We start from the raw sequence: 12,473 nt of genomic DNA on the forward strand, positions 1-12,473 counted from the left end.
CTCAGCGCGACGCGCCGACGAGCGGGCGCGCGAACGCCGGATCGATCAGCGTATCGACGATCTTCGCGGGATCGACGCCGGGCCTGGTCAGCTGTTCGGCCGTCAGCACGGGCGCCGCCGCCTTCAGCGCCGCGCGCTGCGTGTCGCCGGGAACGGGATCGCTGAAGTCGTTGCGCTGCAGCTGCAGTGTCGCCACCGGCAGCGATACCTTCGATGCGTCGGCGACGATCTGCGCGGTATCGGCCGGATGCGCGACGATCCACTGACGCGCGCGATCGTAGACCTTCAGTACACGCGTGACGGCCTGCGGGTACTGGCTGGCGAACGCGTCGCGGACGTTCAGGAAACCATAGGTGTTGAATGCAACGTTGCGATAGAGCAGGCGAGCACCGTCGTCGAGCTGCGCCGCGGCCATGTGCGGATCGAGGCCGGCCCAGGCATCGACCTGGCCGTTCGCGAGTGCGGTGCGCCCGTCGGGATGCTGCAGGTTGACGATCTCGACATCGTCGCGGGTCAGGCCGACCGTGTGCAGCGCGCGAAGCGTGAACAGGAACGGATCGGTGCCGCGTGTCGCGGCGATTTTCTTGCCCTTCAGGTCCGCGAGCGAGCGGATCGGCGAATCCTTGCGGACCACGAGTGCGGTCCATTCAGGGCGGGAGAACACGTAGACCGTATGAATCGGGTTGCCGTTCGCGCGGGCGAGCACCGACGCGAGACCCGCGGCGGAACCGAAATCGACCGCGCCGCTGTTCAGGTATTCGAGGGCACGATTGCTGCCCAGGCTCAACACCCAGCGAATCGACGTGCGGTCGGCCTTGAATTCGTCTTCGAGCCAGCCGAAGTGACGGATCACCAGGCTCTCCGGTGAGTAGTACGCGTAGTCGACGCGGATCTCCGCGGGTGTCGCGGCGCGTGCGTGCGCCGAGACGAGGCCGGCGAACGCGGCAACGACGAGGGCCGCGGAGCGCCACGCGCGGGGCCAGGACAGCTTCATCGGGGATGCTCCGGAAGGGCGGCAAGGTGCCGCGAACAGTCAGGGTGACCGGCTAATGTAACGAAGCATCGGCGATCCGCGAACGAAGAAATCCGCGATTGAACATGTACGCTGCTGCTAAGCGCGGACGGCGAGCAACTTAATGACGCAGGCCGAATAATTTATCGCTTTATATCGCTTGGGATAACCGGATCGGGAGAACAGAATGCATGCGGCCGGAACGTGATGGCGGCGCGTGTCGAACGGATCGCGGTAGCACCGGGTCCTTGTCGGTCGCGCATGTTGAACGCCCGAGTTCCGGCTCCATGCGGACCTCGCCGATCATTCGGCGAAAAACTAAGGAATGCGATGAGTTCGATTGACCTGAACGCCGTCACGCCGGCGTCATCTCCCATTCGCTCGGCAAGCGACGTCGCGCGCCTGATCAACACGGTAGGCAGCCCGGTCAGCCATGCCCGGATGATCGTGTTGCTGGCGCTCGGCGGCGTCTTTCTCGATGCGTACGACCTGACGACGCTGTCCTACGGGATCGATGACGTGGCGCGCGAGTTCGGCCTGACACCTGCGCTGACCGGGCTGGTCGGGTCGGCGATCATGATCGGCACGATCTTCGGCAGCCTGATCGGCGGATGGCTGACCGACAAGATCGGCCGCTATCAGGTTTTCATGGCCGACATGCTGTTTTTCGTGGTCGCGGCGATCGCGGCCGGGCTGGCGCCGAACGTCTGGGTGCTGATCGGCGCGCGCTTCGTGATGGGGCTTGGTGTCGGCATCGATCTGCCGGTCGCGATGGCGTTTCTCGCGGAGTTCTCGAAGTTCAACGGTCGCGGCAACAAGGCGTCGCGGCTCGCGGCGTGGTGCCCGATGTGGTACGTGGCGTCCTCGGTCTGCTTCCTGCTGATCTTCGGGCTGTATTTCCTGCTGCCTGCCGAGCATGCCGGATGGCTTTGGCGTGCGTCGCTGATCTTTGGTGCGGTGCCCGCGCTCGTCATCATTCTGTTCAGGAACCGCTTCATGAACGAATCGCCGCTGTGGGCCGCGAACCAGGGCGATCTGGCCAATGCCGCGCGGATTCTGCGCGAGTCGTACGGGATTCACGCGCACGAAGCGGAGGACGCCCGCCGCGTGCCGAGCCCGCCGCCCGTGCGAATTCGCGTGCTGTTCCAGCGCCCGTACCTGGGGCGCACGATCGTCGCCAGCGTGATGAATCTGTGCATCCCGTTCGAATACACGGCGATTGCCTTCTTCCTGCCGTCGATCCTGTCGCAGTTTCTCGGTGCGGGTGTGTTCGAAACGATCGCGGCGTCGCTGGCGCTGAACGTCCTGTTTGCGTTCACCGGCGGCTTGCTGGGCATGCGCCTTGCCCATCGCCATGCGTCGCGTCATGTCGCGATCGCGGGATTCGCGCTCCAGTGCGTCGCGCTGGTGGCGCTCGCGCTGGCGGGGCATCCGCATGGCGCAGTCGCGATCGGCTTCGTGCTGTTGATGCTCGGGACCTGGCTGTTCGCCGAAGGGTTCGGGCCCGGCGCGCAGATGATGATCTACCCGACGCTGTCGTATCCGGCGGCGATCCGCGGCACCGGCGTCGGCTTCGGGCGTTCGCTGTGCGGCATCGGTCAGGCGCTCGCGCTGTTCGTGCTGCCGATCCTGCAGGCCCGGCTCGGTACGGACATGTTCTGGGTCGTCGCGATCAGCGCCGCTACGCCGATCGTGTTCCTGCTGATCGTGCGTTACGAGCCGACGGCGCGTGATATCGACGACGAGGGCGTTGCTTGAGCGAGGTCGCGGTCGTGGTCGCTCGTCATTGGGAAAGCGGGCGCGCTTGGTGCGCGCGTCGCCGTTGCCGCAACCGCAATGCTCGCCCTGTCGGTGTGCGAGCGCGGAAGCAGAGTGCACGTAGGGGCCGCACCGGGTGGCGAGTGACGGGAGAGGGGCGATCGGGCGGCGGGTCGGGCGAGTGGTGGCCCGACGCACCGGTTTCTGCTCATCGTGAAGCCGGCCGGCCCGCACGCGGGCCAACCAGCCGACGCGTTGACGTCACGCTCAGGCCGCTACTCGCTCGGCATCGCGCTTGACCTGCTCGATGTCGCGGAACTGCGCGGCCGGATGTTCGTCCGGCAGCCGCGCCGATCCGCCGAACAGTTTCTCGCGCAGCGTGCCGGGCGCATAGCCGGTCGGATACACGCCGCGCCGCTGCAGCTCGGGGACGAGATGACGTACGACATCCTCGAAGGTTTCGTGCGCCACCGCATACGCGAGATTGAAGCCGTCCACGTCGGTAGCGGCGACCCATTCCTGCAGGATGTCCGCGACGGTCGCGGCCGAGCCGACGAACACCGGGCCCAGGCCGCCGATGCCGCCCCAGGCCGCCAGTTCCTCGATCGTCCATGCGGTGTCGCCGCCCGCCAGGTGTTCGACCGCCGACACGATCGCATTCGTTTCGACGCGCCGGACGGGATCGTTCGGCGCGTACTGGCCGAAGTCGATGCCGGTCCAGCCGGACATGAACACCAGCGAGCCGTCGTACGACACATACTGGCGATACTCGTCGAACTTCGCCTGCGCTTTCTCGTCGGTTTCGTCGACGATCACGGTGACGAGGTTGTAGATCAGGACCTTGCTCGCGTCGCGCCCGGCAGCCGTGGCCTGCGCGCGCACGTCGGCCACGTAGCGCGCGAGCTGCGGGCGGGTCGGTGCGGCAACGAACACGCATTCCGCGTGCTGCGCGGCGAACGCCTTGCCGGGGCCGGACGCGCCGGCCTGGAACAGCACCGGCGTGCGCTGCGGCGACGGTTCGCACAGGTGGTAGCCGGGCACGTCGAAGAAACGGCCCTTGTGGCCGATCTCGTGCACTTTCTCCGGATGCGTGAACACGCGGCCGTCGCGATCGCGGACGACCGCACCGTCTTCCCAGCTCCCCTCGAACAGCTTGTACAGCACCTCGACGTATTCGGCCGCGACCGCATAGCGGTCGTCGTGCGTGCGCAAGCCGTGATCGCCGACGTTCTTCGCGCCGCTTTCGAGATAGGACGTGACGATGTTCCACGCGAGCCGGCCCTTCGTGTGATGGTCGGCGGTCGACAGCCGGCGCGCGAACGTGTACGGGTGTTCGAACGTCGTCGATGCGGTGATGCCGATGCCGAGATGCTCGGTCGCCATCGCGATCGGCGCGGCGAGCTGCAGCGGATCGTTGACCGGGATCTGCGCGGCCTGCTGCAGCGCGTGGTAATTGCTGCCCTGGTAGACATCGTAATAGCCGATCACGTCCGCGATGAAGATCGCGTCGAAGATCCCGCGTTCGAGCACGCGCGCGAGATCGGTCCAGTAGTCGAGATCCTTGTACTGCCACGACCGGTCGCGCGGGTGCGCCCACAGCCCGGGCGACTGGTGGCCGACGCAGTTCATCTCGAACGCGTTGAAGCGGATGGTCTTGCTCATCGGGCGGCTCCTGTCGCTGCCTGCGTGTTCGTGTTCGCGCTCGCATCCGCATCCGCATCCGCATTCGCGCCTGTGCCGTTGCCGATCTGCCAGACGAACGGCGGCGTGCGCCCGTTGATGACCCAGTCGCCGACGATTCGCGCCTTGTAGACGAGCGGATTGTGCGACGACACGGTGCGCGCATTGCGCCAGTGACGATCGAGCGCCGTCGTGCTGCGGGTCGCGGACGCGCCGAGCGCGTCGAACAGGCGCGTCGCCGCGCGCAATACGAGTTCCGACACGACGAGCTGGCTTTGCGCGGATTCGATCTCGGCCGCGACGTTCGCATCGTGCTCGGCCGTTGCGTCGTCGCCGAAGTGCGCCTCGTAGGCCTGTTGCAGCGGCTGCGCGGCGCGCAGCGCGAGCGCGTCGGCCGCATAGGCCCACGACGCGATCTCGCCGATGACCTGTTGAAGCTGCGCGTCGTCGGCCGCGCGCGGGGCGTTGCCGTGGCTGTAGACGCGGGTGCGGCGGCGTACCAGGTCGCCCGCGTCGCGCACGATCGCGTGGCCGATGCCGGCCAGCGTCGCGACGTGGAAGAGCTGGTAGAACGCCGTCTGGTACTTGAAGCGTCGCGCGAAGTCGATGATGTCCCGTGCGTCGACCGCCGCGTCTTCGAAGCGCGTGGTGCCGCTGCCGGTCGTCGTCTGGCCGAAGCCGTCCCAGTCGTCTTCGCGGATCACGCCGGGCTGCGCGGTTGCCACGGCGACGATCACGTCACGGCCGTCGTCCGCGCGTTGTGCGAACACGTCGATCCAGTCGGCGAACAGGCTGCCGGTGCTGTAGAACTTCCGGCCGTTCAGCACGAACCGGCCATTCTGTTCCGAAACCTTCGTGATGGTCTGGCCAAGCGCGACGTCGCCGGTTTCCGTCCACGCATTGCCGACGAGCTGGCCGCTCGCGAAGCGGTCGAACCACGTCTGGCGATCGGCGCCGGGCGGCGCGTTCAGCCAGTCCTCGACGAACGCGAAGTGCCCGCGCAATGCTTGCGGCAGATTGGAATCGGCGGCGGCGAGTTCGATCAGCAGCCGGAACAGCTGCGGCAGCGACGCGCCGGCGCCGCCATCGTGCACCGGCAGCCGCACGGCGCCGAAACCGGCGGCCTTCAGCCAGCCGATCGCCTCGTGCGGTAGCTCGCGGCGGCGTTCGCGTTCCGCGGTGCCGGCCGCGATGCGTTCGAAGATCGGCCTGAAGCGGCTGGCAAGCGCGTCATAGTCGGCGCCGGTGGAAAGGCGGGTTGCTGCGGAAGACGAAGTCATGCGGGAGTCCTTGAAAGGCGGGGCCGTCGATGCCGGCAGGCCAGTATAGGAAGCGTGCTGAGGACGATCCAATAACGGATTCGCACATCGTTATCGCCATCGGGCATTACGCCGGCGGGGCGGCGTGGTATCGATGCTGAAACGTCGATCTCACCGCTGACGCGCGGTTTCCTGCCTGCGGCGTGCCGGATCGTTTGTCATCCGAAGGAATATCGTTGTGCGAATCGATCGGTTTGCCGGCATGCGGGGCACTGCTAGATTGAATCTTTCCGTCAATCAACAGGAGAGCCCGATGTCAGAGACGAGCGCCACGATCCAGGAACGGCCGGCCGATACGCAACCGCAGGCAGCCCGCGTGATCGCCGACGACGCGCAGGCCATCGCGGCCGCGCATGCGCTTGCGCAGCGGCTCGCGGAGGGGGCAGCCGAGCGCGACCGGGAGCGCCGGCTACCGCGCGACGAGATCGAATTGTTCTCGCAATCGGGGCTGTGGGCCATCACGGTGCCGAAGGCCTATGGCGGCGCGGGCGTGTCGCATGTGACGCTGACGGAGGTCGTGAAGATCGTCGCGGCGGCCGATCCGTCGCTCGGGCAGTTGCCGCAAAATCATTTCGGGCTGGTCGACGTGATCGCGCTGACCGGCACCGACGCGCAGAAGCGCCACTTCTTCTCGGAAGTGCTGAGCGGCAAGCGGTTCGGCAACGGTTTTTCGGAGAAGGGCACGAAGCACGTGCTCGACCTGAAGACGCGCGTGCGGCGGGACGGCGACGATTACGTCGTCGACGGTACCAAGTTCTATTCGACCGGGGCGCTGTTCGCGCATTACGTGCCGGTGCTCGGCCTCGACGACGAGCGCCACGCGTGGCTCGCGTACATTCGCCAGCCGACGCCCGGGCTGACCGTGATCGACGACTGGTCGGGGTTCGGGCAGCGGACCACCGCGAGCGGCACCGTTGTGCTCGACCAGGTGCGCGTGCCTGCGTCGCACGTGCTGCCGGCCCAGCGCGTGTCGGATCTGCCGACGTTGAACGGCCCGCTGTCGCAGATCATCCAGGCTGCCATCGACGCGGGCATCGCGAAGGCCGCGCTCGACGATACGCTGGCGTTCGTGCGCACGCGCACGCGGCCGTGGGTCGACAGCGGCGTCGAGCGGGCGGCCGACGATCCGCTGACGATTCGCGAGATCGGCCACTTGCACATCCAGCTGCATGCGGCGGAGGCGCTGCTGGAGCGCGCGGCGCGGACGCTCGACGAGATCGCGGCGCGCGGCGACGTGACCGAGGGCGATGTGGCGCGCGCGTCGGTGGCGGTGGGCGAGGCGAAGGTGTTGACGACGGAGATCGCGCTGCTCGCGGGCGAGAAGCTGTTCGAGCTGGCCGGCACGCAGTCGACGCTGGCCGAGCACAACCTCGACCGGCATTGGCGCAATGCGCGCACGCACACGCTGCACGATCCGGTGCGCTGGAAATATCACCTCGTCGGCAACTACTACCTGAACGGCGTGCGGCCGGCGCGCCATGCGTGGAATTGAACGCGTCGCGACCGTGGTGTGATGGCGCGGCGAGGGTTGAGCGCATCGCCGCGGTCGAATGCCTCACACGATCATGAGCGAACCCGGCAATGCGTTCGTCGAAGCGCAATCGCCGGGTATCGGGCGGATGAATGCTGCCGGGCGGGTGTGACTGTCACGTCGCGGCGACGCGATGAAGTCACCGCACCCGATGCGTCGGCTTACCAGGGCGAGTCAGGCAGCGTGTAGTCGAAGCGGTACGAATGCTGGCCGTTGTCGATGGCAATGGTCATCGAGCCTGAGAGCCCCAGCAATTCTCCGGTTCCGGAATCGGGCACGACGGTGATCGATTGCTGCGGCTGCCCGCGGGTCATCGTGGAGCTGTGCTGCAGGACAAAACTGCCGTGGCGGCCGCCCAGCGCACCTTGCACGGTTTCCATCGCCACATAGCCGGCGGAACCCTGGACGCTGCTTCGAAACGCGAGCATCTCGCCCTGACTGACGGCTTCCAGGTCGCCGTGATATTGCTTGTCCAGCGACATGCGGCCGAGCCCGGACCGTTCCGCGACGGTACTCAGGGATTCCGGATTCAGCTTCACTTCAAACGGACCATTAGCCAGCAATGTCATCGCAGCGCTCCTCGTCGAATGGGCAACCGGCACTATAAACCAGCCGGGTTCCGCCGGAGTAACGGTTTGCGCGATATGGCGGAATCGAATACGAATCGGATGGCCTTCAGCCGCGGCGGCAACTGAAGGTCGCGGTGGCGTTGTCGGCGTTCAGCTGCGGATGAACGCGAGCAGATCGGCGTTGATCGTCTCGGCGTTCGACGTAGGCATGCCGTGCGGGAAGCCGGCATACGTCTTCAACGTGCCGTTCCTGGCCAGCTTCGCCGACAGGAGACCGGAGTCGGCATACGGGACGATCTGGTCGTCGTCGCCATGCATCACGAGAACGGGAATCGTGGTGCTTTTCAGGTCTTCGGTGAAGTCGGTCTGCGAGAACGCGACGATGCCGTCGTAGTGCGCCTTCGCGCTGCCCATCATGCCCTGCCGCCACCAGTTCCAGATGACGCCTTGCGACGGTTTTGCGCCGTCGCGGTTGTAGCCGTAGAACGGGCCGGCCGGGACGTCGTAGTAGAACTGAGCGCGGTTTGCCGCCAGTTGCGCCTGGAGGTTGTCGAACACCGCTTTCGGCAGGCCGCCCGGATTGCTGTCCGTCTGGACCATCAGCGGCGGAACGGCGCTGATCAGCACGGCCTTGGCGACGGGGTCTTCGCCGTGACGGGCGACATAGTGGATGACCTCGCCGCCGCCGGTCGAATGGCCGACGTGCACGGCGCCTTGCACGCCGAGGTGTTTCACGACCGCGGCGACGTCGTCTGCATAGTGATCCATGTCATGACCGTCCCAGACCTGGCTGGAGCGCCCGTGGCCGCGACGGTCGTGCGCGATCACGCGGTAGCCCTGCGCGAGGAAGTAGAGCATCTGCGCATCCCAGTCGTCGGCGCTGAGCGGCCAGCCATGATGAAAGAAGATCACCTGGGCGTCGCGCGGGCCCCAGTCCTTGTAGAAGATGTCGACGCCATCCTTCGTTGTGACGTATCCCATGTCTGCCCCTGTTCGGTGGGCGATATCGATCCGTGACGGTCCTGCCGTTCGCGGTGGTCGCCAGGCGGGCGCTGCGTACGTGGCGGCATCGGCCGTCCGCCTGCCTTGGCGATGCACTCACTCTAGGTTTAAAGTTAGGTTTAGTGTCAATACGCTGGCGAGGCACGTATGAGAATTGGGGAGCTCGCGAAGCTCAGTGGCCTGACGGCATCGCGGATCCGTTTCTACGAGGCTGAAGGGCTGCTCACGGCGGTGGAGCGCGGCACGAATGGTTATCGCGACTACGGCGACGATGCGGTGTGGATGCTCGAGATCATCGCCAGCGCACAGAGCGCCGGGTTCTCGCTGGAGCAGATTCGCCATCTGCTGCCGGTGAAAGCCGGCAACTGGCAGCATGACGGGCTGGTGGAGGCACTCGAACGGAAAGTCGCCGAGATCGAGGCGATGCAGAAGCGCCTCAAGGAGAACAAGGCGCAGCTGCTGGTTGCGATCGACAGCATCAAGAACCGGCCGACCGAGCTGAACTGCTCGGAGCGTACGCGATGGGTGATGGACCGGTTGCGCAATTCGGGCGAGGTGTCGACACCCGTCAAGGGGCGTCGCACGGCCGCCAAATGATCCGACACCGGCGCGGCGAGCGCCTGCCGGTCGCCCGGACGCAATCCGACGTGCCCCTCTACTTGGGCCCTTGACCTTAAAGTTGACTTCAATCCTAGAGTGCTTGCTGACGGCAGTGAGTCAGCGGGCATCGGGTGTTGCCTGCCACGGTCGATCATCGAAGAGAGGCGACGAACATGGACAGGCGGTTGACACAGGTCGACTTCGGACCACACAAGATCGACGTGCCCGAAGGCGGGTACTACGACCGGTTCCGGATGAACCCTGACCTCGACGAGGTGGCGCGCGATCCCGCGGCGGGGAACATCGATTTTTTTCGTCGGATTCCGAAGCGTCAGGTGGAGTCGAGGGTCGGCCCGACCTGGGCGCCGAATTTCTACTATCGTTCCAGCAGCATTCAGCTGCTGTTCCTCGCGCCGCTCGAACGCCTGCGTTCCACGCTGCCGGTGCCGCTCGAGCCGCTGCGCGCGCTCCCTGGGTACGGGCTCGTCGCGCTGACCTTCTTCTCGTATTCGGTGTGCGACAACGATCCGTACGACGAAGTGTCGGTCGCGGTGGTGATCCGGCGGCCCGGCGCGACCGGGTCGCACGCGCTCGAGCTGATCGACTCGATGCGGCGCCGGAGCTTCTTTGCGCACGTCCTGGCGCTGCCGGTCACCACCGAAATCGCGCGGGTGCGCGGCGTGCACGGCTATCAACTGCCCAAGTGGCTCGCCGATATCGACGTGAACCTCGGCGCCACCGCCAGCGCCCGCATTGCCGGCCCGGGCGGCCGGCCGGACCTGAGCCTGAGCGTACCGATGCCCGAGCTGACCCACGTCGCGTCGCAGTCGCACATGGGCACGTCGACGATGATCAACCGCATCGACGGCGAATGGCACCAGACATGGGTGCAGACGAATGCGCTATCGTTCGCCCAGCGCCTGCTGCCGCGCAACGTCGAGCTCGTGCGGCACGGCGGTCCGTTGAGCCAGCTGCTCGACGGGCTGGGCGCGTCCACCATCCTGCGTCTCGACGTGGTGAAGGACGCGCAACTGGTGCTGAACCTGCCGACTCCCTTGAAGGCCTTCGATGAACCCGGAAAGCAACGCTGACACCACGCAACACCGCGGCACGCCGGCGCCGAAGGCGTCGCCCACGACCCGTCCGATCCACGATCTCGTCGTGTTCGGCGCCACCAGTTTCGTCGGGCAGATCCTGGCCCGCTATCTGTCGGAATACCTGTCGGGTGCTGGCGAGACGCTGCGCTGGGCCATTGCCGGCCGCTCCGAGGCAAAGCTCAGGCAGGTCAGGGACACGCTGGGCGCGGCCGGGCAGTCGGTGCCGATCATCGTCGCCGACGCGGCCGACGAAGCGCAGCTTCGAGCGCTCTGCGCGCAGACGCGGGTGGTCGTGTCCACCGTCGGCCCCTACGCGCTTTACGGGGAGCCGCTGGTCAGGATCTGCGCGGAAACCGGCACCGACTACTGCGACCTTACCGGCGAGACGCAGTGGATCAAGCGGATGATCGACAAGTACGAGCCGGCGGCCCGGCAATCGGGCGCACGCATCGTCCATTGCTGCGGCTTCGATTCGGTGCCGTCGGACATGGGGGTGTTCTTCCTGCAGCAACAGGCGCGGCAGCAGTGGGGCGTGCCGGCCACGCAGGTGAAGATGCGCGTCAGGACGCTGAAGGGCGGCGCGTCGGGCGGCACGGTGGCGAGCGTGATCAACGTCGTCCGAGAGGCCGCGGCCGATCCCGCATTGCGCAGGGAACTGCTCGATCCTTATTCGCTGTGCCCGAAGGGGCATGGCTTCACGATGCGCCAGCATGCGGTGCGGTCCGCCGCGTTCGACCGCGACTTCGATGCGTGGATCGCGCCATTCGTGATGGCGGCGATCAACGAGCGTATCGTGCATCGCTCCAATGCGCTTGCCGGCAACGCGTACGGCAGCCGCTTCACGTATGACGAAGCGGTGATGACGGGCACGGGCCTCAAGGGCCGCCTGACCGCGGTGACGATGGTGGCGGGCCTCGGCGCGTTCATGGTGGGTGTCGTCATCAAGCCGGTGCGCAGCCTGATGGAGCGCTTCCTGCTGCCGAAACCCGGCGAGGGGCCGAGCGCGGCGGCGCAACTGGCCGGCCGCTACGATCTGCGGTTCTTCGGCCGTGCCGACGACGGGAAGACCTTGCGGGTGAAAGTCACCGGCGACCGCGATCCCGGCTACGGCTCCACCGGCAAGATGCTCGGCCAGGCCGCGATCAGTCTCGCACTGGATTGCGCGGGCGACGGCATCAAGACCGGTCGCGGCGGCGGCTTCTGGACCCCCGCGACGATGTTCGACGCGCGCTACATCGAGCGCCTGGTTCGCCATGCGGGGTTGCGTTTCGAAGTGATTTGAGCGCGTGCCGTTCGCCATTCGACAGGAAGCCGATAAAGATCGGATTGCGAATCAATATCAGGAGACAGCCGACAGTCACGACGGGGCAGAGGGCCGGACGCGATCCGGCCGGGGAGTATCGGAACATGAAGATCGGGGAACTGGCGGAACGCACCGGCGTGACCCCTTCGCGCATCCGCTTTTACGAACGCATCGGTCTGTTGACGATCGTCGAGCGCGAAGCGAACGGCTATCGCACTTATCCGCAGGAAGCGGTGACGGTGCTCGATCTGATCACGGCCGCGCAGCAGGCGGATTTCAGTCTCGACGAGATTCGCACCTTGATCCCGGCCGACCTCGCGCAATGGCCATGCGATTCGTTGCTGGCTGCGCTGGGCCGCAAGGTGCAGGACATCGAGGCGCTCGAGGCGCAGCTCGCGCAGCGCAAGGCACGGATCCTGACGAGGATCGCCGAAATCGCCGCGAAGCTGGAGTCGGTCGATTGTGCAACCCGTGCGCAACGATGACTGCCGCGGATTCTACCCGGGCATGCGGCGGATCGCGGAAGCGGTGACGTTGCAACGGTCGCGGTCGATCGTGGCGAAGCAGTTGTGCGCCGGTCGAGCGGCGCTTGAGCCGCCGCC

At 66.4% G+C, this 12,473-nt stretch carries 11 protein-coding genes; 6 read left to right on the forward strand and 5 right to left on the reverse strand.

From position 1 onward, the window contains the following. Position 1: 1 nt before the first annotated feature. The gene (locus tag ACPTTC_RS35040) at positions 2-994 is read right to left on the reverse strand and encodes an aliphatic sulfonate ABC transporter substrate-binding protein (protein ID WP_423395925.1); all 993 of its coding nucleotides are present in this window, start codon (positions 992-994) and stop codon (positions 2-4) included. A 348-nt stretch (positions 995-1,342) separates the two neighbouring features. On the opposite strand from ACPTTC_RS35040, the gene ACPTTC_RS35045 reads away from it, so the two are divergent. Further along, positions 1,343-2,770 carry an MFS transporter gene (locus tag ACPTTC_RS35045; protein ID WP_423395926.1) on the forward strand — a complete coding sequence of 476 codons (1,428 nt, stop codon included), beginning with the start codon at positions 1,343-1,345 and terminating at the stop codon, positions 2,768-2,770. 267 nt (positions 2,771-3,037) lie between these two features. Here the strand turns inward: ACPTTC_RS35045 and ACPTTC_RS35050 are convergent, their stop codons facing one another. Next, a complete protein-coding gene (locus tag ACPTTC_RS35050) occupies positions 3,038-4,432 on the reverse strand; it encodes an LLM class flavin-dependent oxidoreductase (RefSeq protein WP_423395927.1) in 1,395 nt (464 codons plus the stop codon). Beyond that, positions 4,429-5,730: an acyl-CoA dehydrogenase family protein gene (locus tag ACPTTC_RS35055; protein ID WP_423395928.1), complete on the reverse strand. Its 1,302-nt coding sequence runs from the start codon at positions 5,728-5,730 to the stop codon at positions 4,429-4,431. Before ACPTTC_RS35055 ends, ACPTTC_RS35050 begins: the two co-directional genes overlap by 4 nt. 292 nt (positions 5,731-6,022) lie before the next feature. Here ACPTTC_RS35055 and ACPTTC_RS35060 point away from each other — a divergent pair, with 292 nt between their 5' ends. Further along, complete coding sequence (locus ACPTTC_RS35060) at positions 6,023-7,261, forward strand: SfnB family sulfur acquisition oxidoreductase (protein ID WP_423395929.1); 1,239 nt, start codon at positions 6,023-6,025, stop codon at positions 7,259-7,261. A 200-nt stretch (positions 7,262-7,461) separates the two neighbouring features. Here ACPTTC_RS35060 and ACPTTC_RS35065 read toward each other — a convergent pair whose 3' ends face one another. Together ACPTTC_RS35065 and ACPTTC_RS35070 are read right to left on the reverse strand one after the other, a co-directional pair. Then, positions 7,462-7,869 carry a DUF3224 domain-containing protein gene (locus ACPTTC_RS35065; RefSeq protein WP_423395930.1) on the reverse strand — a complete coding sequence of 136 codons (408 nt, stop codon included), beginning with the start codon at positions 7,867-7,869 and terminating at the stop codon, positions 7,462-7,464. Between the two features lie 150 nt (positions 7,870-8,019). Next, entirely contained in the window at positions 8,020-8,850 is an 831-nt protein-coding gene (locus tag ACPTTC_RS35070; RefSeq protein WP_423395931.1) for an alpha/beta fold hydrolase, read from the reverse strand. Positions 8,851-9,018: 168 nt separating this feature from the next. On the opposite strand from ACPTTC_RS35070, the gene ACPTTC_RS35075 reads away from it, so the two are divergent. The 4 genes from ACPTTC_RS35075 to ACPTTC_RS35090 all read left to right on the forward strand — a co-directional run bounded on the left by ACPTTC_RS35075 (position 9,019) and on the right by ACPTTC_RS35090 (position 12,356). Beyond that, entirely contained in the window at positions 9,019-9,468 is a 450-nt protein-coding gene (locus tag ACPTTC_RS35075) for a MerR family transcriptional regulator (protein ID WP_423395932.1), read from the forward strand. A gap of 176 nt (positions 9,469-9,644) precedes the next feature. Beyond that, positions 9,645-10,562 (forward strand): acetoacetate decarboxylase, encoded by a 918-nt coding sequence (locus ACPTTC_RS35080; protein WP_423396561.1) that lies wholly within the window; start codon positions 9,645-9,647, stop codon positions 10,560-10,562. Beyond that, a complete protein-coding gene (locus tag ACPTTC_RS35085) occupies positions 10,540-11,850 on the forward strand; it encodes a saccharopine dehydrogenase family protein (protein ID WP_423395933.1) in 1,311 nt (436 codons plus the stop codon). Before ACPTTC_RS35080 ends, ACPTTC_RS35085 begins: the two co-directional genes overlap by 23 nt. Before the next feature lie 125 nt (positions 11,851-11,975). Further along, entirely contained in the window at positions 11,976-12,356 is a 381-nt protein-coding gene (locus ACPTTC_RS35090; protein WP_423395934.1) for a MerR family transcriptional regulator, read from the forward strand. Positions 12,357-12,473 lie beyond the last annotated feature (117 nt).

This window comes from Burkholderia mycopellens (assembly GCF_964265025.1).
In the GTDB taxonomy this organism is placed as follows: Bacteria; Pseudomonadota; Gammaproteobacteria; order Burkholderiales; family Burkholderiaceae; genus Burkholderia.

Coding starts and splice junctions, on each gene's coding strand:
- ACPTTC_RS35040 (WP_423395925.1), bottom strand. CDS start 994: ATGAAGCTGTCCTGGCCCCGCGCGTGGCGCTCCGCGGCCCTCGTCGTT.
- ACPTTC_RS35045 (WP_423395926.1), top strand. CDS start 1,343: ATGAGTTCGATTGACCTGAACGCCGTCACGCCGGCGTCATCTCCCATT.
- ACPTTC_RS35050 (WP_423395927.1), bottom strand. CDS start 4,432: ATGAGCAAGACCATCCGCTTCAACGCGTTCGAGATGAACTGCGTCGGC.
- ACPTTC_RS35055 (WP_423395928.1), bottom strand. CDS start 5,730: ATGACTTCGTCTTCCGCAGCAACCCGCCTTTCCACCGGCGCCGACTAT.
- ACPTTC_RS35060 (WP_423395929.1), top strand. CDS start 6,023: ATGTCAGAGACGAGCGCCACGATCCAGGAACGGCCGGCCGATACGCAA.
- ACPTTC_RS35065 (WP_423395930.1), bottom strand. CDS start 7,869: ATGACATTGCTGGCTAATGGTCCGTTTGAAGTGAAGCTGAATCCGGAA.
- ACPTTC_RS35070 (WP_423395931.1), bottom strand. CDS start 8,850: ATGGGATACGTCACAACGAAGGATGGCGTCGACATCTTCTACAAGGAC.
- ACPTTC_RS35075 (WP_423395932.1), top strand. CDS start 9,019: ATGAGAATTGGGGAGCTCGCGAAGCTCAGTGGCCTGACGGCATCGCGG.
- ACPTTC_RS35080 (WP_423396561.1), top strand. CDS start 9,645: ATGGACAGGCGGTTGACACAGGTCGACTTCGGACCACACAAGATCGAC.
- ACPTTC_RS35085 (WP_423395933.1), top strand. CDS start 10,540: ATGAACCCGGAAAGCAACGCTGACACCACGCAACACCGCGGCACGCCG.
- ACPTTC_RS35090 (WP_423395934.1), top strand. CDS start 11,976: ATGAAGATCGGGGAACTGGCGGAACGCACCGGCGTGACCCCTTCGCGC.